Origin of the sequence: Nannocystis sp. RBIL2, assembly GCF_026626745.1 — a bacterium.
Lineage (GTDB): Bacteria > Myxococcota_A > Polyangia > Nannocystales > Nannocystaceae > Nannocystis.
Window position 1 is genome coordinate 2,622,136 of the sequence record NZ_JAPNJW010000002.1, and the last position, 18,031, is coordinate 2,640,166.

An 18,031-nucleotide genomic window follows, 5' to 3' on the forward strand; every position below is an offset into this window, starting at 1 on the left:
TGACAGGGCCCGGCGGCTGCGGTGCCCTATAGGCCTCGGAGGGGAGTGGATGTCGGTAACGATCGCAGAGAACGTCAGGGAAAACATCGACAACAACGAGCTCGACAAGCTCAATCAGTTCAACGACAACCCGGGCTACGGCGGGCAGCAGATCAACGTCAAGGTCGCGGGCGTCAAGCTGTCCGTCGCCCACGTCACCTTCGGCAAGGGCCACGCCCACGTCTCGATCTTCTACCGCCGGGACGGGGACGAGTTCCAGATCTTCGGCGTCGGCAAGCACGACGGCAAGAAGGACGGCAAGACGCTCTACGAGGCGCTGTGGGACGGCCACGGCGCGCGCCGGATCGCGGTCCAGATCCAGTGATCTTGTGATCCTGTGATCGGGCGCGTCGCGCCTGCGCCCCGCCGGCGGCATCGCCCCGGCGGGGCTTTGTCGTGCGTCGGCGCGAAACTGAGAGCTGTCGCGGGTAGTCCAAGCGGAGCCTCGGATATGCTCCGAGCAGGACCGCGCATGCAGCTCCAGATCCGCAACCTCTCGAAGACCTATCCCAACGGCGTCCGTGCTCTGCGCGGAGTCGACCTCACGATCGGCGCCGGCATGTTCGGGCTGCTCGGGCCCAACGGCGCCGGCAAATCGTCGCTGATGCGCACGATCGCCACCCTGCAAGATCCCGACACCGGCAGCGTGCGCTTCGGCGACATCGACGTGCTCGCGCAGAAGGATCGCCTGCGCGGCGTCCTCGGCTACCTCCCGCAGGAGTTCGGGCTCTACCCCAACCTCAGCGCCGAGGCGATCCTCGACCACTTCGCGGTGCTCAAGGGCATCGTCGACGCCAAGCAGCGCAAGGCCCAGTGCGCCGCGCTGCTCGAGCAGACCAACCTCACCGCCGCGCGCAAGAACGCCGTCGGCGGCTACTCCGGCGGCATGAAGCAGCGGCTCGGCATCGCCATCGCCCTGCTCGGACGGCCGCAGCTCGTCATCGTCGACGAGCCCACCGCCGGCCTCGACCCGACCGAGCGCCACCGCTTCCTCAACCTGTTGGCCGACATCGGCGAGGACGTGGTCGTCATCCTGAGCACCCACATCGTCGAGGACGTGCGCGAGCTGTGCAGCCAGTTCGCCATCATCGCCGCCGGCGAGGTCAAGTTCAGCGGCGCGCCGGCGGCCGTGATCGACGGCCTGCGCGGCAAGATCTGGCGCCGGGTCGTGTCGCGGGCCGAGCTCGAGGACATGCAGCGCAAGCTGCGGGTCATCTCGACCCGGCTCGTCACCGGCCGGCCCGTCATCCACGTGTTCCACGAGGGCTCGCCGGGGCCCGAGTTCGAGGCCGTCGAGCCCGACCTCGAGGACGTCTACTTCTATCACATCACCGGCGCGGCCCAGGGCGCGGCCTCGGAGGCGGCATGAACCAGCTCCTCTCCTTCGCCGGCTTCGAGGTGCGCTACCACCTGCGGCGGCCGGTCACCTACGTGTTCGCGTTCGCCTTGGCGCTGTTCGGCTTCCTCGCCATGACCACCGAGGTCGTCCGCTTCGGCGGCGCCGGCGGCAAGGTGTTGAACAACGCCCCGTGGCTGGTGAGCACCGCCGTCATGGTGTTCACCTTGATGGGCACGATCTTCACCTCGGCGATCGCCGGCACCGCGGTGTTGCGCGACTTCGAGTACAAGACCCACGAGCTGCTGTTCACCACGCGCCTGCGCAAGTCGGCGTTCGTGCTCGGCCGCTTCCTCGGCGCCTACGTCGTCACCGTCCTGGTGCTCGCCTGCAGCGCGCTCGGCCTGTGGCTCGGCTCCTTCATGCCGTGGATCGACGCCGACAAGATCGGCGTCGCCCCGCCCGGCACCTACGTCTGGCCGGTGCTCGTCTACGTCGTCCCGACCGGGCTGTTCGTCAGCGCCCTGTTCTTCGCCGTCGGCGTGCTGACCCGCAGCTTCGTCGCCGTCTACATCCAGGGCGTCGTCCTCTTCATCGGCTACAGCGTCGCCAACAGCCTCGTCAGCGACATCGAGCAGGAGCAGCTGGCCGCGCTGCTCGACCCGTTCGGCTTCAACGCCACCAACCTCATCAACCGCTACTGGACCGTCGCCGAGAAGAACAGCCTGCTCTTGCCGATGGACGGCGCGCTGCTGCTGAACCGTCTGCTGTGGATCGGCATCGGCGCCCTCATCCTGCTCGTCGCCTACCGCATGTTCCGCATGGAGGCAGCTCCGCGCGGGCCCAAGGCCGCCAAGGCCGCCAAGGTCGAGCCCGAGCTGCCGGCGATGCGGGCACCGGCGGTGCTCCCGCGCGTCACCCCGAGCGTCGGCCCGCGCGTCGAGCTCGCCCGCCTGGTCGCGCTGGTGCGCCTGCACTACCGCAGCATCGTCCGCGAGCGCGCCTTCCTGGCGCTCGGCGCCATCGCCGTGCTGATGACGGTCGTCAACGCCTTCTACGCCGACCTCATGTACGGCACCACCGTCTACCCGGTGACCTACGCGATGGTCGAGGTCATCACCGGCTCGGCGCTGTTCTTCGTCATCATCTCGGCGCTGTACGCCGGCGAGCTGGTGTGGCGCGAGCGCGGCTTCAAGTGCGACCAGCTCGTCGACGCCACCCCGACGCGCAGCCCGCTGGTGTTCGCCAGCAAGGTCGTCGCGCTGCTCGGGGTCGAGGCGACCCTGTGCGGCGCGCTGATCCTCACCGGCATCGCCGTGCAGGCGATCAAGGGCTACGGCCACTTCGAGCTCGACGTCTACCTCGGCTACATCTACGGCGTCGCCTTCCCCGGCATCGCCCTCCTCACCCTGCTCGCCTTCTTCATCCACGTCGTCACCAACCAGAAGCTCGTCGCCAACGGCCTCATCATCGCTTACTACATGGTGATGCTCGTCCTCAGCTTCTGGGGCGTGCACGACAATCTGTTCCGCTACAGCCAGTTCCCCGACCCGGTCTACTCCGACATGAACCACTACGGCCCGAGCCTCGGCGCCTGGCTGTGGTTCATGGCCTACTACTTCAGCTTCGCCGGCCTCTTGCTGGCGGTCGCGCGCCTGTTCCTGGTCCGCGGCCAGGTCCAGGGCCTGCGCGCCCGCCTGCGCCTGGCTCGCGCGCGCCTCACCCCGCGCTGGCTCGCGGCCACCGGCGGCCTCCTGGCGGTGTTCCTCGGCCTGTTCGCCTTCATCCGCCACAACACCCACGACCTCAACCGCTTCCGCGACCAGGACGACGAGGAGGAGCTGCGGGCCGTCTACGAGCGCGAGTACAAGCAGTACGAGCACCTGCCGCAGCCGCGGATCGTCGCCGCCGACGTGCGCGTCGACCTCGACCCCGCGCGCGGCCAGGGCACCTTCAAGGGCACCCTGCGCCTGGCCAACAAGTCAGGTGTGGCCATCCCGACCGTCCACGTCTACCTGCGCGACGAGCTGACGATCCGCGAGCTCCGCTTCGACCGGCCCTCCGAGGTCGAGCACGACGACAAGCGGATGCGCTACATGATCCACCGCCTGGCCGAGCCGCTCGCGCCGGGCGCCGAGCTGACGCTGCACTTCGACCTCGCCGACCAGCGAGAGGGCTTCAGCAACGGCGGCCGCGACACCGGCATCGTCGCCAACGGCAGCTTCGTGTCCAGCGACGGCCTCGCCCCGAGCATCGGCTACAACCGCGGCCTCGAGCTCGACAACGACGACGACCGCAAGCAGCACGGCCTGCCCGAGCGCGAGCGCATGCCCTCGATCGACGACGAGGCCGCGCGGGCCAACACGTACATCGCCAGCGACTCCGACTGGATCGACTTCCGCGGCACCGTCTGCACCGACCCCGACCAGATCGCCATCGCCCCGGGCTACCTGCAGAAGGAGTGGACCGAAAACGGCCGGCGCTGCTTCGCCTACGCCATGGACAGCAAGATCCTCAACTTCTACTCGTTCCTGTCGGCGCGCTACGAGGTCCGCCGCGACAAGTGGAACGACGTCGACATCGAGGTCTACTACCACCCCGGCCACGAGTACAACCTCGACCGGATGATCGACGCGGTCAAGAAGTCGCTCGACTACTTCACCAGGAACTTCAGCCCGTACCAGCACCGCCAGGTCCGGATCCTCGAGTTCCCGCGCTACGCCAGCTTCGCCCAGTCGTTCCCCAACACGATCCCATACTCCGAGGCGATCGGCTTCATCGCCCGCGTCCGCCCCGGCGACCCCGAGGACATCGACTACCCGTTCTACGTCACCGCCCACGAGGTCGCCCACCAGTGGTGGGCCCACCAGGTCATCGGCGCCAACGTGCAGGGCGCCACCATGCTGTCCGAGTCGCTGTCACAGTACTCGGCGCTGAAGGTCCTGGAGAAGGAGTACGGCAAGGACAAGATGCACAAGTTCCTCGCCTACGAGCTCAAGGGCTACCTCGGCGGCCGCAGCAACGAGAAGAAGAAGGAGCTGCCGCTGATGCGCAACGAGAACCAGCAGTACATCCACTACCAGAAGGGCTCTCTGGTGTGGTACGCGCTGGCCGACTACATCGGCGAGGACGTCCTGAACGCCGCCCTGGCCCGCTACATCAAGCAGGTCGGGTTCCAGAGCGCCCCGTTCACCACCACCAAGGAGCTGGTCGCCATCCTCAAGGAGGTCACTCCGGCCGAGTACCAGTACGTCATCGAGGACATGTTCGAGACGATCACCCTCTACGACAACAAGGTCGTCTCCGCCGAGGTCACCCCCGAGGGCAGCAAGTACAAGGTCCGCTTCACCGTCTCCGCCCGCAAGCTGCGCGCCTCGGAGCTCGGCGAGGAGACCGAGGTGCCCGTGGCCGACTTCATCGACGTCGCGGTGTTCGCCGCCCCCGGCCCGCAGGAGCTCGACCTCGGCAAGCCGCTGTTCTTCGAGCGGCGCAAGCTGGTCGGCGGCGACAACGTGATCGAGGTCGTCGTCGACGAGCCGCCCGCGCGCGTCGGCATCGACCCCTACAACAAGCTCATCGACCGCGCGCCCAAGGACAACCGCATGGGCGTGTGACTCGCTTCCGCCGCTCCGCAGCCGGGCCGGAGCGGCGGCGAGCGCCTCGCATCAGGAGGCGCTCGTCCGCGGCGACAGCCGCGTCACCAGCCCCGAGCGCGGCCGCGGCACCGGCACCTGCTTCATCGTCAGGTCCTGCCCGGGCGCCAGCGTCAACGCGCAGCGACGGGCCAGCAGGGCCGCGAACGCCCGCATCTCGAGGCGCGCGAACTCCATGCCGAGGCAGATCCGCGCTCCCCCGCCGAACGGCAGGTAGCGGCCCTCGTGGGCGTGCGCGTGGACCCGTCCGTGAGGACATGTCTCTTCGAACACTGCGAAACGGTCAGGGTCGAAACGACCTGGCTCTTCGAACAGGGCCCCGTCGCGGTGGGTGTCGCGGATCCGGTAGCCCGTGAGCCAGCCCTGCGGCACCGTGAAGCCGGCGACCTCGAACGTGCGGGTGCACTTGCGGAACGCCGCCGCCACGGGCGGCTGCAGCCGCAGCGTCTCGGCCAGCGCGCGCTCGGTGTCGGCCAGGCGGCCCAGCCCCTCGACCGTCAGCGGCCCGCGCGGCGCGACCCGATCGATCTCCGCGCACACGCGCGCGTAGGCCTCGGGGTGCTGCGCCATCAACATGCAGAAGTTGGTAAGCCCCGAGGTCAGCGTCTCGTGGCCGGCGAACAGCAGCACCAGCATCTGCTCGGCCAGCTCCTCGCGACCGAGCGCCGAGCCGTCGTCGTCGCGGGCGGCGAGCAGCAGCCCGAGCACGTCCCGCCCGGCCTCGCCGCTGCGGAGGCGGGCGTCGATGGCCGCGTGCAGGTGCGCGATGAGGCGCCGCCGGGCCCGCTTGGCCCGGCCGAACGCGGTGAGCGGCAGGTCGGCGGGGATCGTGAACAGCCCGGCCGCGAACGTCTCGAAGTCGTCGACCAGCGCCGCGTCGGTGCGCTCGTGCGCGCCCATCATCAGCGCCGCCGCGATGTCGAACGTGAGCGCCCGGATCTCGGGATACAGCGCCAGCTCGCCGCGCTCCAGCCAGCGCTCGATCGCCGCCGAGATCCGCGCCTCCATCAGCGGCAGGTAGCCTACCAGCGCCTTCGGCCGGAACGCCTGCGCCAGCAGCCGGCGCCGGCGCATGTGCAGCTCGCCCTCCTGCGTCGACAGCGTGTTGGGCCCGAGCAGCTTGAGCGTGCTCGCCGGCCAGGTCGCCTCGACGAATTTGTGCTCGCCGCGGAACAGCAGCAGGTTGTTCTCCGGCCCCGCCAGCAGCGCCATGTCGCGGCCGAACAGGCGCGTGCGTGACACCGGCCCGAACTCCGCCCGCCGCTCGGCGCCGAAGCGCGGGTTGAACAGGAGCTGGAACCACTCGCCGACGAACGGCAGACCGGAGCGACCCGGCGGCAGGCGAGGCGGCTCGGACACGGTAGGACTCGTCACCCCCGCATGCTGCCCGGCGGGCGGACCGACGGCAACTACCCCCGCACCGTCCAGCCCGCGAGGGCGAGCGCCCGCATCGGCGAGCTCGGCCGAATTCGGGCATCTGCGGGCAATCTGGCGCCGCCCGCGGACCCCTGCCGCCGCCCCGCCGCCGCCCTCCGCGGACGCGACCTCCCGCGGCCTGCGTCCTCGCTCTCGCCCGGGCCCCCTGGTCAGGCCTCCGTCTTGGGCTATCGACCGGAGCAGGAGGACCGTCGCATGCTGCGCTGGGCTCTCGTGTTTCTCATCATCTCCGTGATCGCCGCCGTGTTCGGCTTCAGCGGCCTCTCCAACGCCGCCTCCGACGTCGCGCAGGTCCTGTTCTACATCTTCCTCGGCGTGTTCGCGCTGATGCTCCTCGCCGGCCTCATCGCCGGCGACCAACTGCCGCGCTGAGCCTTCGGGCCTGCGCCCTCATGAACATGACCCCAAGGACATGACTTCGAGAGCATGTCCTGAGGGCCATCATCATTCCACCCGCGAACGTCGCGCTCACTCGGTGTCGCTGGAGCTGCTGCTCTCGCCCGCCGTCTCCTCGCCGGCCTCCGGCGCCTCGCACTCCGCGACCGGCTCGCCCTCGCCGTGGACGAACACCCCGCGCAGATCCTCGGTGCGCGAGATGTTGCGCCGCTCGTCCTGGACCAGGCGCCACGACGTCACCCGGAATTGGTAGTACATCCCCGCCTGCAGCGCCGGCCCGGCGTAGGCGAACGACACCTCGCCGCCGTTGCCTGCCGGCACCTCGGCCTCCCACGTCACGTTGCCGAGCGCATCGAACACCACGAGGTCGTAGCCCTCCTCGCTGGAGTCGTCGATCCACCGGAACGTCGGCGTCGCCTCCACCACTTCGGGACGCTCCTTGCCGGGCCCCACGATCTCGAGCGCCCCCGTCACCTTGAAGCTCTCCGGCACCGCCGTCGCCTGTCCGCGCTCGACCACGATCTCCTGCACCTGCGTGCCCGCGATCCCCTCGTCCGGGTCGCGCACCAGCTGATCGTTCTCGAACGCCACCAGCACCTTGTACGTCCCGCTCGGCACCCCCGTCAGCGAGAACGAACCGCTCACGTCGGGCGCGGCCGGCGGCGGCGGGTCGCGCAGGCCGAGCGGCACCGGCCCGCGCTCGAGCTGCTCGTTGTAGACGCTCGCCGGCACCAGCACCACGCTCGTCACCGTGCCCGCGCCCGGGTCGACGATGTTGAGGTCGCCGGTCACCGTCGCCAGCATCGCCGGGTCGGTCGTGATCACCGACAGCGCGACGTCGGCGAGGTCGCTCGTACCCACCGTGATCGCCTGCGGCTCGACCTCGAGGTCCTGGCGATACCCGCGGATCGTCACCGCTCCGGCCGGCACGTTGAACAACGTGAACGCGCCCGACGCGTCCGCGATCGCGTACGGAGCCGGCGTCGTCGCGCCCTCCGCGATCACCAGAGTGCCCGCCGTCCCCTCGCCGAGCGTGCCGACGATCGTCACTCCCGCCGCGTCGGCGCCCAGCGAGAGGAGCGCGACGTGGGTCGCCGCGTTGTCGACCACGTCCGGCGTCTGCGCCTCCTCGTCCGCATCTTCTTCGTCCACCGGCTCCGGCGCCGGCGCTGCGTCGGACAGATCGATCGGCAACGCGGGGCGCAGCCCGGTCGGGAACGGCTGGTAGTCGCGGGCCGACACCGACAGCGTCCACTTCAGCGACTCCGCGTAGCTGCCGTCGGCTTTGCGGCGCACGCTCACCGGCAGGTCGTAGTCGCCGCACGCGTCAGTCGCTACGACATCGGTCACCGGCTCGCCGAGCTCGCCCAGCGCCGCCACCAGCGCCCCGTCGATTCCGCTCCCGCTCGCCGAGTCGGTCACGCGCCCGCGGAGCGACAGCGCCGTCCCGCATACGTGGCCCTCGCCGTCCGCCAGTGGTTCGCACGCCAGCCCGGGCCCGCAAATCGGCTGCGGATCGGCGTCGTCTTCGCTCTCCGGCGTCTCTTCGACCGGCCGCACCGCCGGGTCGCACGCCGCGCCGGCCGCCAGCTTCGGCTGTTCGGGCAGCGGCTCCTCCTCTTCCTTCTGGCAGCCCGCGAGCGCGAGCGCGAGGACGGCGACACCTGCGAGATTTCCAATGGATGAATCCGGCATGCTCGCTTGGACCGCCGACGATCGCCTGGTTCCAACCGCGTTCGCGTGCGCGCCAGCGACCTCGACCGTCATCCTTTGTGACGAGGTTGGAATCGTCGCCGCCGGCCAGGTCTGAGTCGCACCATGCGATCGATCGCGCCGCGTCTCTCCCTCATTGCAGTGACTCTCACCTTCGCCTGCAAGTCCCCCGAGTCCGGTGAGACGATGACGGCGGCGACCACCGATGAGAGCACGTCGGTTGCGAACACCACCATCAACCTCACCGACGCGACCACCGACCTGACCACCTCGACCACGACCGGCCCCGGCACGACCGGGCCGACGACCACCGAGGACGGCACCGCGACCGGCACCGGCACCCAGGGCACCTCGACCACCGCGGGTCTGACGTGCGTCCCCATCGAGTGCGAGGGCGCCCTGCTCGCCTGCGGCGACTGTATGGACAACGACGGCGACGGCAAGACCGACCTCGCCGACCCCGAGTGCATCTCGCCGTGCGACGACCGCGAGGACACCTTCGCCACCGGCCTGCCCGGCGACAACATGGACCCGTGCAACCAGGACTGCTTCTTCGACGGCAACTCCGGCGCCGGCGATGACAAGTGCAACTGGAGCCTCAAGTGCGACCCCGCCAACCCCGGCGGCGACATCTGCCCGTACGATCCCAACTTCAACAATTGCCCGGACATGCAGTCGCAGGAGTGCCTCGACAACTGCCAGGTCCCGAACGGCTGCGATTGCTTCGGCTGCTGCACCGTCGAGGTCGACGGCATGACCTACGACATCTTCCTCGGCGACCCCGACTGCACGCTGGCGGACATCGACAGCTGCCAGCAATGCACCAAGAACGACGATTGCGACCAGGAGTGCCACCCCGAGGATTGCGAGATCTGCTTCGGTGAGACCGAGCCGCCCGAGGGCTGTGACGATCCCACCTGCGAGGGCTTCGACTCCTGCACCATCGACATGATGGGCAACAGCAACTGCGCCGAGGGCTACTACTGCTCGACGGGCTGCTGCTTCCCGATCCAGCCCGGCTGAGCGCGCGCGGCCCCGAGGGCCTCCATTGCGGGGCGAGGAGACCTCCGCGTCCTCGCGCTTGACTGCGGACCGCCGTGTGCGCTGTCATGACGGCCTTCGCCTGCCCGGAGGTTCGCGGTGCCTCGAGTCCTCGCCTGTAGTCCTCTCCTCCTCCTCCTCACCGTCGCCTGCGGCGAGCTCGAGGCGCCGACCCTGACCGAAGGCGGCGACGACACCAGCACCGGCGCCGACGGCACCGACAGCATCGGCACGACCGGCCTGACCCACCCCGGGCCGACTGGCGAACCACCTGACCCTTCGACCAGCTCGCCCGACCCGGTCACCACCGGCGCGCCCGTCACCAGCGAGCCCGACCCGGCCACCACGACGACCACCACCGACGGCACCTCGACCACCGACGGCTCGACCACCGGCGACGCGACCACCGACGCCACGACCACCGACACCTCGACTACCTCGACCACCGGCGTCGACCCAGTGGCCCCCGAGCTGCCCGTCCCGACCGCCGACTGCCCCGACATCGTCGACGGCGACGTCGACTTCCACCCCGCGGGGCTCGACGGCCCGCGCGACGTCCGGATCTGGGTCGACCTCGACGCCGCCGAGCAGGCCGACGGACCGGTCGTATTCTACTGGCACGGCACGGGCGGTTCGCCGCAGGAGGCGCTCACCGGCATCGGCGACCTCGGGATCCAGGAGATCCTCGACCTCGGCGGTATCGTCATCGCGCCCACGCACGACCCGATGGCCGGCATCTTCCCGTGGTGGCTCGTGCTCAGCGAAACCGACGACGACCTGCTGCTGGCCGACGAGGTGCTCGCCTGCGCCCGGGAGCAGATCGGCGTCGACGCCAGCCGGATCTACACCCTCGGCTTCAGCGCCGGTGGCCTGCACACCGCGCAGATGAGCATCCGTCGCTCGAGCTACGTCGCCGCCGCCGCCCCCTACTCCGGCGGCCTCATCTTCGGCGCCATGCCGCCGTTCCAGAACCCCGACAACAAGTTCGCCGCCATGATCTTCCACGGCGGCCCCGGCGACGTCGTCGTCGTCGGCTTCGAGCAGGCCAGCAAGGACTACGCCGCCTACCTCGACGACAACGACGACTTCAACTTCCTGTGCAACCACGGCGGCGGCCACTCGATCCCCGACGCCCAGGACAGCGTCATGCAGTTCTTCTTCGACCACCCGTACGGCGTCGGCGCCTCGCCCTACGCCCGGGACCTGCCCGGCGACTTCCCCGCCTACTGCGCCATCTGACCTGAGGGCCATGCCCGATCGGGCATGACCCTTCGGACATGACCCTCAGTCCAGCTTTGCCGTCTTCGAGCGGGCGTCGCGCTGCAGCCAGCACATCAGCCCCGGGAAGTGCATGCCGAGGAACACCCCGAGCTTGCCGTGGGCCGTGAACGTGTACTCGCGCTTGCGCGCTGCGATCGCCTTGACCATCACCCGGGCCGCGTCGTCCGCCGTCCACATCAGCGCCGCCGGGCGCTTGTCCTGGCGGCTGGCCTCGAACTGGCCCTGGTTGTCGACCTGCCCGATCTCCGTGCTCACGAAGCCGGGGTTCAGCAGCGTGCAGCTCACCCCCGAGCCGCGCAGCTCCATCGCCAGAGTCAGGCCGACCGCCCGCAGCGCGAACTTCGACGCCGCGTAGGCGCCGACGCGCGGGCTGGCGAGGATGCCCGACACGCTGCTGACCAGGCCCAGGCGGCCGCCCGTGCGGCGCAGCGCCGGCAGGCTGTGGCGCACCACCGACAGCGCGCCGAAGAAGTTGGTCTCGAACTGCCGCTGCCAGTCGTCGGCGGTCAGGTCCTCGACCCGGCCGATCACGCCGAAGCCGGCGTTGGCGACCGCGACGTCGAGGCGGCCGAAGTGGGCCACGATCGTCTGCACCGCCGCCGCCACCTCGTCGTCGCGGCGCACGTCGCACGGAACCGCGAGGGCGCGGCGACCGAGGCCCTCGACCTCCGCGACTACCTCCGCGAGGCGCTCCTGACGGCGCCCCGACACCGCGACATCGGCCCCGCGGCGCGCGAACTCGCGGGCCATGGCTCGCCCGATCCCCGCCGTCGCGCCGACGACCCACGCGACCTGTCCGTGAAACTGCGTCATGGCGCGCACCTTACCGCAACCGCGGCCGGTGCGCGCCACGCCGCGGCTTTAGAACACGTACTCGAGCCCCTGGTCCCAGCCGTCGAGGCCGATGTCGATCTGGCCGTGCTCCTGCTGATAGCCCGCCTGCCAGGTCGCCTTGAGCTCGGCCAGGCTGAACACGAGCTGCTCCGAGATCCACGCGTCGCACAGGTCGTCGTGGGCGTCGTGCGAGATCTCGAGGTCGATCTGGACCGGCTCCGACTCCGCGAACAGGCCGTCCCAGCACAGCGCATAGTCGTGCTCCGTGCAGCCGCCGCTGCGCTCGATGTCCGCCACCAGAGTGTCGCCGACGATCTTCGCGCCGACGATCTCGTACGGGTCCGCCGGCGCCGGGTCGGGGCACGACAGCGCGCTGCTGCCCTCGATCTGGCACTCGCTGCTGCAGCCGTCGCCGCTCTCGGTGTTGCCGTCGTCGCACGACTCCAAGCCTTCGACCACCCCGTCGCCGCAGACGCCCGGGTTCGGGTCGGTGGTCGACGAGCCCTCGGTCTCGACCGGCGGGCCGCTCGTGCCGATGGTCTCGTTCGGCTCGCCCTCGGTCCCGGTGCCCTCGGTGTCGCTCTGGCCATCGGTAGCGGGGCAGCCCATCTCGGTGCAGGCCCAGTCGCCGTCGTAGCACGTGCAGGTGTTGCAGCCGTCCTCGGCCGGCTTCGTCTCGCCCTCCTCGCAGAGGCCGTCGCAGGCGATCTCGGTGCAGGCCCACCCGCCGTCGTGGCACGTGCAGGTGTTGCAGCCGTCCTCGGCCGGCTTGGTGTCGCCCTCTTTGCAGGTCCCGTCGCCTGTCGGCTCGCTGCCGATCATCTTCGGGTCGCATGCCGCCGCCGTGGCGCCGAGCAGCGCTCCGACGAGCAGGAGGTTGCGATGGGTCTTCAGGCTCTTCAGGGCATTAAGGATAGTGCGATGCATGGTGAGTCGTTCCTCAGATGGGTCGCCCGGTAGTTGTCCGCCCCGCGGCTCGTCTGTGTCGGGCCTCGCGATTTTTTTCGATCGCGCATCCAGGTAGTCCCCACGCGCCCGCGCGCGCAGGCCGGAGCGCCTACGCCGACCGCGCGCTCATGGTGCGAGCCGACGCACGCGTCTCCGGCTGCTCATGAGAGACGAACGCTTCGGTCGAGCGGGCACAGCCGAACCGCCGTCCTCCTCCACCGCAAAGCGACGCCGCACGCCGGTCGATGCGAATAGCCGTGGCTGCTCCAGGCGCTCTCATCACATCCCGGCAGAAGTCGCGTCCCTCACGGCCCGCTTCCTCGCCTCGGCGCTCCTCTGCCCGCGTCGCCGCGTCAGCCTCGCGGCGATTCACACGCCCCGCGACCCTCACTGCTCGGCGCAGCCCTGACGCACCCGCTCTGCCAGCGCCGACCCGCCGTGCGCTCGCAGGAACACCTGCGCCGCCGCCCTGCCCTCGGCCCCGCGATCGCTCGCGCACAGCGCCAGCGCGCGCAGGGCGTCGTGCTCCTCGCGCAGCGCTCCGCGCGGGAACTGCTGCGCATAGGTGCCCAGCAGCGCCAGCGCCTCGCTCGCGCGCCCGCCCTGAATGGCAGCCTGCGCACGGCCCAGCAGCTCGGCCTCCTGCACCAGCGAGCTCGTCTCCTCTGCCCCCGCGGCGCTCGTCCCGTCCTTCGTGCTCGCGTCCGCCTCGCGCGCCCCCGCAGCGCTGGACCGCTCGCCTCGCCGCTCCGCGCGCCCCGACTCGCCTCGAGCGGGCATCGCACCAGTCCCACCGGCCATGCCCTTCACGACATGTCCTTTCAGCCCTTCGGTCTCCGCCCCCACCGACGCGCCCTCGCCCGCCGCCTCATCTGTCTCTCGGGTCATGTCCCCGCCGACAGGCTCGCCCGCCCCGCCGCCCGCGCGCACCGGCTCGGTCGTCACCGTCTGCCGCTCCGCGTAGGCCGCGGCCTCCCCGCCGTCGCGGGCCCCGATCAGCGGCCCGAGCACGCCCGCGCGCGAGGCCAGCAGCACGGCAGCGGCCGCCGCCAGGACCACGCCCGCCCACACCCACTCGGACATGCCTCTCCGGACATGCCTCTTCGACCATGTCTCATCGGCCCGGGTGCTCGCCGCCACGCGGGCCCACACGCGGGCCTGGGCCGCGGCGGACATGTCCTCCTCGGCGCGAAACGCCCGCAGCGCCGCCGCTGCCTGCGGATCGAGCTCGCCCTCGCCTCCCCGTGGTCCCGTCGTCATCCTGCCGCAGCCCTTCCGCGCCGCCCGTCTCGCTCGGCCAGCGCGCGTTGAAACAGCTCTCGCGTCGCCCGCAGCCGCGAGTACGCCGTATTGAGGTTGAGCCCCAGCGCCTCCGCGATCTCGGGCACCTTCATGCCCTCGATGTCGGCCAGCGCGAACAACATCCGCCGCTCCTCGTCGAGCCCGTCGAGGAAGGCGCGCACGAACGCCGCCGCCTGCTCCTGCGCCGCGCCGGTCTCCGGATCGGGCCCCGACCCGGGCGCAGGCGCCACGCTCAGCCGCCGCTCCGCGCGCACGTTGCTGCGGCGGTAGTTCGCCGCCACGCCCCGGGCGATCCCGTACAGCCAGCTGGTCAGCGCCGCCCGGCCGTCGTATTCGCGCAGCCGGCGGTGCACCACCAGGAACACGTCGTGGACGACGTCCTCCTGCGCCGACTCGGCCACCCCGAGGCGCCGGACCACCCGCCAGACGAACCCCGCGTGCGCACGATAGACCTCCGCCAGCGTCAGCGACGGGTCGTCGGCGGGGCTCGGGCCGGGCATCCGCCGTGATTGTCCAGCTCCGCCGGTTTCTGTCACCCCCCTCCGCCCGGGTTCCTGCGTGCGCGCTGGCGCTCCCACCCGGCTCCGGGGCATCCTCCTGTCCGATGCACCCCGCGCGCGTCCTCCCCGTGGTCGTCCTCCTCTCGGTCAGCTGCACCGACGAGCAACCCAGCGGCTTCACCGCCACCACCCCCGCGGGCACCACCGCCCCGATCACCAACCCCCAGAGCAGCTTCCCCGACGCCACCGACACCGTCGATTCGCCGACCACCACCACGACCACCGGCGAGCCGATCACCACCACGTCGACCGCTACCACCGACGCGCTCACCGGCACGACCTCGACCTCGACCTCGACCTCGACGACCTCCACGACCTCGACCACCGAGCCCGAGACCACCGCGGGCGTCTGCGGCGACGGCGTCGTCGACGGCGGCGAGGTGTGCGACGACGGCGACGCCGACGACGACGCCTGCCTCGGCGACTGTACTTCGGGACAGGCGCTGCTCGTCCTCGCCGGCGCCGGCACGGCCCCCGCCCTGGCTGCGCGCTACGTCCCCGGCCCCGGCTGGAGCGTCGGCGAGCTCGACGTCGACCTCGGCGAGACCGCCCTGGTCGCCACCCACCTCGGCGCGCTCGGGGCCGGCCGCCGCGCCACCGCCGACGTCGACGCCGAGAACGAGCTGTTCTGGACGACATGGTCCAAGGGACAGCCCGACGACTGGGCCCCGGCCCAGCCGATCGGCGCCTTCGGCTTCGGCATCGACGGCCCCGCCCTCGCCGCCGTCGCCGAGACAGTCACGCTCGGATTCCTCGGCACCGACTTCAAGCACTACACCGCCCTGTGGACTGACGGCACCTGGGTCCCGTTCGGCCCGCTGCCCGCCGGGATGCCGCAGATCCAGGCCTTCGGCCCCAGCGCCGCAGTGCTCGCCTCCGGCACCGCCGAGACCTACGCCGCCTACGCCGGCGACAACGGCAAGATCTTCTACAGCTCCAAGTCCTCGCCCGGCGGCGCCTGGCAGCCGTCGATGCAGGCCCCGCCGCCGCTGGTCGTCTCGGGCCTCACCCCCGCCGCCCTGGTCGACGCCGAGGGCGACCTGCTGCTCGCCTACGTGCGCGCCGCCGACGGCAAGATCGCCGTCGTCAAGCTGCTCACCCCGCAGAACGCCTGGACCGTCGAGACAGTCGTCGACGACCTCGCCATCACCGCCAGCGAACTCGCCTTCGTCGCCACCGACGACGGCGCCTACTACATCGCCTGGAAGGGCTACGACGACGACGGCGTCTACGCCGTGCGCGGCCTCGACCACGACGACTGGGGCGCCCCCTTCACCGTCGCCGAGCCCGCCACCGCCACCCTCCCTCCGGCCCTCGCCCGCGGCATCGTGGGCGCCGACGCCGAGCTGCTCTACGTCACCGGCGGCGCCCTCCAACACGCCCGCCTCACGGGCGAGGACCCGAGTCCGCCCACCCCCGTCCCCGGCGCCACCGGCCTCGAGGCGCGCCCCGCCGCCGTCCGAGTCCAGCTCGGCGGTTGAAGCATGTCTCTCAGGACATGCTTTTAAAAGCATGTCCTTATAGGCATGTTCGATCGAGCATGCTCTATCGAGCATGTTCACGACTACACGCGGACCGACCCGAGCGATGCGTCTGCACCGCGTCCGCGCAGCGCCGAACATCCCGTCGTCGACCGCGCGCAGCTCATGCGCGAGCCGATCCGCCGCGAGATCGCATCTTCGCCGGCCCGACCCTGCCTGGCCACCATCGCCCGCGTGTCGCTACCCACGGACGCGCAGCCTCATCACCCGCGGCCGTCACGAGGTCGACGCACCAGCCTACGGCGTCTCAGCGCAGACGCACCTCGACGCCCGCCAGCACTTGCCCGCCGAACCGCGCCGCCTCGTGGACCTTCACCCCGCCCGCCGTCACGAAGCTCGGCCGCAGCAGCGCCACGATCGCGTCTGCCCCCAGCCACAGGCCGACTCGCCCGCGCGGCCGCCACCCCACCGCCGCCCCGACCGTCGCCGCCAGCCAGGGCGAGCGCGCGGTCGTCGTCGTCGCCAGGCCTGAGCCGCGGCCGCGGCCCTGCATCGCCCCGATCTGCAGGCCCACGCACAGCGGCACCTCCACCGCTCCGCGGCGCAGCACCGGGCACCCGCGCAGCTCCACCGCGCCCGCCTGGAACAGCCCCCCGATCACGTCGTCCCCGCCCGTCACCGGCGGCGCGTACAGCCCTCCCAGCTCCGCCCGCCAGCGCTTGCCGCTCACGCTCAGCGCCAGGCCCACCGCCGCGCTCGGCCGCGGCAGCAGGCGGGCGAAGCTCACCCCCGCCGCCGCGCGCAGGCCCACCCGCACCCCCGGGGGCTTCCCCGCCGGCGCCGGCTCCTCGGCCCGCGCCGGCTCCTCGGCCACCGGCGCCTCCATCTCGTCGGTCGCCCGCGGCTGCGCCTTCGGACCTTCGGACATGTCCTTCCAGACCTGCCCGTTCGAACCTGCTCTCTGAGACATGTCCTCAGCGACATGTCCATTCGCACCTGCTCCTTGCGCCACCTCGGACGGCGGCGCCGGCACCACCACCTCCCCGGTCGCCAGCGCCGCCCGCGGGTCGACCGCGATCGCCACCACCAGCGCGGCGGCCTCGACCAGCTCCTCGCAGCGCGGGGCGGACAGCTCGCGTCGGCCCCCGCCGGTCGCCCCGGCCAGCTCGAGAGTCAGCGACCAGCGCCCCGGAGCGGCCTCGCGGACCGTCCCGCGGGCGGTCAGGCTGGCGCGGTCGGCCGCCTCCTGGCCCGTCCTCCGGACCACGCGCGCGTACACCTCGGCCTGGTCCGGGCAGCCCGGCGGCGCCGTCCAGTCGAGCGCCAGGCCCGGGGGCGGCTCGGCCGCAGCGACGATCGTCGCCGCCATCAACACGGCGAGCATCGTCGCGTCAGCCTAGCAGATCTGCGCTGCGACGCACCGCCCCGCCGGCTGCACGCACCTCCGCCAGCGCGGCCGCCACGTCGCCGGGCTGCAGCTCGACCCCGCGGCAGCCGTCCTCGACCAGCGTCGCCGCGATCCCCAGCGACAGGGCGTCGAGCGTCGTGAACTTCACGCAATAGTCGGTGGCCAGCCCGAGCACCACCACCTCGCGGACCTCGTGGACCCGCAGATACTCGCCGAGCCCGGTCGAGCGCCGGCGGCCGTTGTCGAAGAACCCGCTGTACGAGTCGACCTCCGGGTCGACCCCCTTGACGAAGCTCTTCGCCACCGGCCCCTGCTGCAGCCCCGCCGCGAACTCGGCCCCGCGCGTGCCCTGCACGCAGTGCGTCGGCCACAGCACCTGCTCCAGCCCCGCCAGCATCACCACCTCCCCGGGCGCGCGGCCCGGGTGATTGTCGGCGAAGCTCCCGTGGTCCGGCGGGTGCCAGTCCTTCGTCGCCACCACCAGGGGAAACAACGGCATCAGCGCGTTGGCCACCGAGATCACGCGATCGCCCTCCGGCACCGCCAGCGCCCCGCCGGGCAAGAAATCGTTCTGGATGTCGACCAGGATCAGCGCCCGCATG

At 71.3% G+C, this 18,031-nt stretch carries 15 protein-coding genes; 7 read left to right on the forward strand and 8 right to left on the reverse strand.

What is annotated here, in order from left to right; all coding sequences use genetic code 11:
• Window positions 1-49: 49 nt before the first annotated feature.
• The 3 genes from OV090_RS35560 (at window position 50) to OV090_RS35570 (ending at window position 4,989) form a co-directional block, all read left to right on the forward strand.
• Window positions 50-364, forward strand: a complete 315-nt coding sequence (locus tag OV090_RS35560; RefSeq protein WP_267709157.1) for a hypothetical protein — start codon at window positions 50-52, stop codon at window positions 362-364.
• A 147-nt stretch (window positions 365-511) separates the two neighbouring features.
• On the forward strand, window positions 512-1,408 hold the full coding sequence (locus OV090_RS35565; RefSeq protein WP_267709158.1) for an ABC transporter ATP-binding protein: 897 nt from the start codon (window positions 512-514) through the stop codon (window positions 1,406-1,408).
• Entirely contained in the window at window positions 1,405-4,989 is a 3,585-nt protein-coding gene (locus OV090_RS35570; protein ID WP_267709159.1) for a M1 family aminopeptidase, read from the forward strand. The genes OV090_RS35565 and OV090_RS35570 overlap by 4 nt, the downstream gene beginning before the upstream one ends.
• Window positions 4,990-5,040: 51 nt before the next feature.
• Here the strand turns inward: OV090_RS35570 and OV090_RS35575 are convergent, their stop codons facing one another.
• Window positions 5,041-6,387 (reverse strand): cytochrome P450, encoded by a 1,347-nt coding sequence (locus tag OV090_RS35575; RefSeq protein WP_267709160.1) that lies wholly within the window; start codon window positions 6,385-6,387, stop codon window positions 5,041-5,043.
• A 273-nt stretch (window positions 6,388-6,660) separates the two neighbouring features.
• On the opposite strand from OV090_RS35575, the gene OV090_RS35580 reads away from it, so the two are divergent.
• Window positions 6,661-6,837, forward strand: a complete 177-nt coding sequence (locus OV090_RS35580) for a DUF1328 domain-containing protein (protein WP_267709161.1) — start codon at window positions 6,661-6,663, stop codon at window positions 6,835-6,837.
• 96 nt (window positions 6,838-6,933) lie between these two features.
• Here the strand turns inward: OV090_RS35580 and OV090_RS35585 are convergent, their stop codons facing one another.
• Window positions 6,934-8,556, reverse strand: a complete 1,623-nt coding sequence (locus OV090_RS35585) for a hypothetical protein (protein WP_267709162.1) — start codon at window positions 8,554-8,556, stop codon at window positions 6,934-6,936.
• A 123-nt stretch (window positions 8,557-8,679) separates the two neighbouring features.
• Between OV090_RS35585 and OV090_RS35590 the strand changes: the two genes are divergently transcribed.
• Window positions 8,680-9,597 (forward strand): hypothetical protein, encoded by a 918-nt coding sequence (locus tag OV090_RS35590; protein WP_267709163.1) that lies wholly within the window; start codon window positions 8,680-8,682, stop codon window positions 9,595-9,597.
• A gap of 117 nt (window positions 9,598-9,714) precedes the next feature.
• Window positions 9,715-10,854: a hypothetical protein gene (locus OV090_RS35595; RefSeq protein ID WP_267709164.1), complete on the forward strand. Its 1,140-nt coding sequence runs from the start codon at window positions 9,715-9,717 to the stop codon at window positions 10,852-10,854.
• 45 nt (window positions 10,855-10,899) lie between these two features.
• Here OV090_RS35595 and OV090_RS35600 read toward each other — a convergent pair whose 3' ends face one another.
• The 4 genes from OV090_RS35600 to OV090_RS35615 form a co-directional block, all read right to left on the reverse strand.
• Complete coding sequence (locus OV090_RS35600; RefSeq protein ID WP_267709165.1) at window positions 10,900-11,709, reverse strand: SDR family NAD(P)-dependent oxidoreductase; 810 nt, start codon at window positions 11,707-11,709, stop codon at window positions 10,900-10,902.
• A gap of 48 nt (window positions 11,710-11,757) precedes the next feature.
• Window positions 11,758-12,657 (reverse strand): DUF4215 domain-containing protein, encoded by a 900-nt coding sequence (locus OV090_RS35605; protein ID WP_267709166.1) that lies wholly within the window; start codon window positions 12,655-12,657, stop codon window positions 11,758-11,760.
• 408 nt (window positions 12,658-13,065) lie between these two features.
• Window positions 13,066-13,938 carry a hypothetical protein gene (locus OV090_RS35610; protein ID WP_267709167.1) on the reverse strand — a complete coding sequence of 291 codons (873 nt, stop codon included), beginning with the start codon at window positions 13,936-13,938 and terminating at the stop codon, window positions 13,066-13,068.
• Window positions 13,935-14,480, reverse strand: a complete 546-nt coding sequence (locus tag OV090_RS35615; RefSeq protein WP_267709168.1) for a sigma-70 family RNA polymerase sigma factor — start codon at window positions 14,478-14,480, stop codon at window positions 13,935-13,937. The genes OV090_RS35610 and OV090_RS35615 overlap by 4 nt, the downstream gene beginning before the upstream one ends.
• A gap of 104 nt (window positions 14,481-14,584) precedes the next feature.
• On the opposite strand from OV090_RS35615, the gene OV090_RS35620 reads away from it, so the two are divergent.
• Complete coding sequence (locus OV090_RS35620; protein WP_267709169.1) at window positions 14,585-16,021, forward strand: hypothetical protein; 1,437 nt, start codon at window positions 14,585-14,587, stop codon at window positions 16,019-16,021.
• Between the two features lie 307 nt (window positions 16,022-16,328).
• Here the strand turns inward: OV090_RS35620 and OV090_RS35625 are convergent, their stop codons facing one another.
• Complete coding sequence (locus OV090_RS35625; protein WP_267709170.1) at window positions 16,329-17,405, reverse strand: hypothetical protein; 1,077 nt, start codon at window positions 17,403-17,405, stop codon at window positions 16,329-16,331.
• 7 nt (window positions 17,406-17,412) lie between these two features.
• Window positions 17,413-18,030 carry a bifunctional nicotinamidase/pyrazinamidase gene (gene pncA, locus OV090_RS35630; RefSeq protein WP_267709171.1) on the reverse strand — a complete coding sequence of 206 codons (618 nt, stop codon included), beginning with the start codon at window positions 18,028-18,030 and terminating at the stop codon, window positions 17,413-17,415.
• Between the last annotated feature and the right edge of the window lies 1 nt (window position 18,031).

Bases quoted from the DNA above. Each gene is read 5' to 3' on its own strand.
- OV090_RS35615 (WP_267709168.1), bottom strand. From the start codon at position 14,480: ATGCCCGGCCCGAGCCCCGCCGACGACCCGTCGCTGACGCTGGCGGAG.
- OV090_RS35590 (WP_267709163.1), top strand. From the start codon at position 8,680: ATGCGATCGATCGCGCCGCGTCTCTCCCTCATTGCAGTGACTCTCACC.
- OV090_RS35565 (WP_267709158.1), top strand. From the start codon at position 512: ATGCAGCTCCAGATCCGCAACCTCTCGAAGACCTATCCCAACGGCGTC.
- pncA (WP_267709171.1), bottom strand. From the start codon at position 18,030: ATGCGGGCGCTGATCCTGGTCGACATCCAGAACGATTTCTTGCCCGGC.
- OV090_RS35600 (WP_267709165.1), bottom strand. From the start codon at position 11,709: ATGACGCAGTTTCACGGACAGGTCGCGTGGGTCGTCGGCGCGACGGCG.
- OV090_RS35585 (WP_267709162.1), bottom strand. From the start codon at position 8,556: ATGCCGGATTCATCCATTGGAAATCTCGCAGGTGTCGCCGTCCTCGCG.
- OV090_RS35605 (WP_267709166.1), bottom strand. From the start codon at position 12,657: ATGCATCGCACTATCCTTAATGCCCTGAAGAGCCTGAAGACCCATCGC.
- OV090_RS35620 (WP_267709169.1), top strand. From the start codon at position 14,585: ATGCACCCCGCGCGCGTCCTCCCCGTGGTCGTCCTCCTCTCGGTCAGC.
- OV090_RS35610 (WP_267709167.1), bottom strand. From the start codon at position 13,938: ATGACGACGGGACCACGGGGAGGCGAGGGCGAGCTCGATCCGCAGGCA.
- OV090_RS35570 (WP_267709159.1), top strand. From the start codon at position 1,405: ATGAACCAGCTCCTCTCCTTCGCCGGCTTCGAGGTGCGCTACCACCTG.
- OV090_RS35560 (WP_267709157.1), top strand. From the start codon at position 50: ATGTCGGTAACGATCGCAGAGAACGTCAGGGAAAACATCGACAACAAC.
- OV090_RS35625 (WP_267709170.1), bottom strand. From the start codon at position 17,405: ATGCTCGCCGTGTTGATGGCGGCGACGATCGTCGCTGCGGCCGAGCCG.
- OV090_RS35580 (WP_267709161.1), top strand. From the start codon at position 6,661: ATGCTGCGCTGGGCTCTCGTGTTTCTCATCATCTCCGTGATCGCCGCC.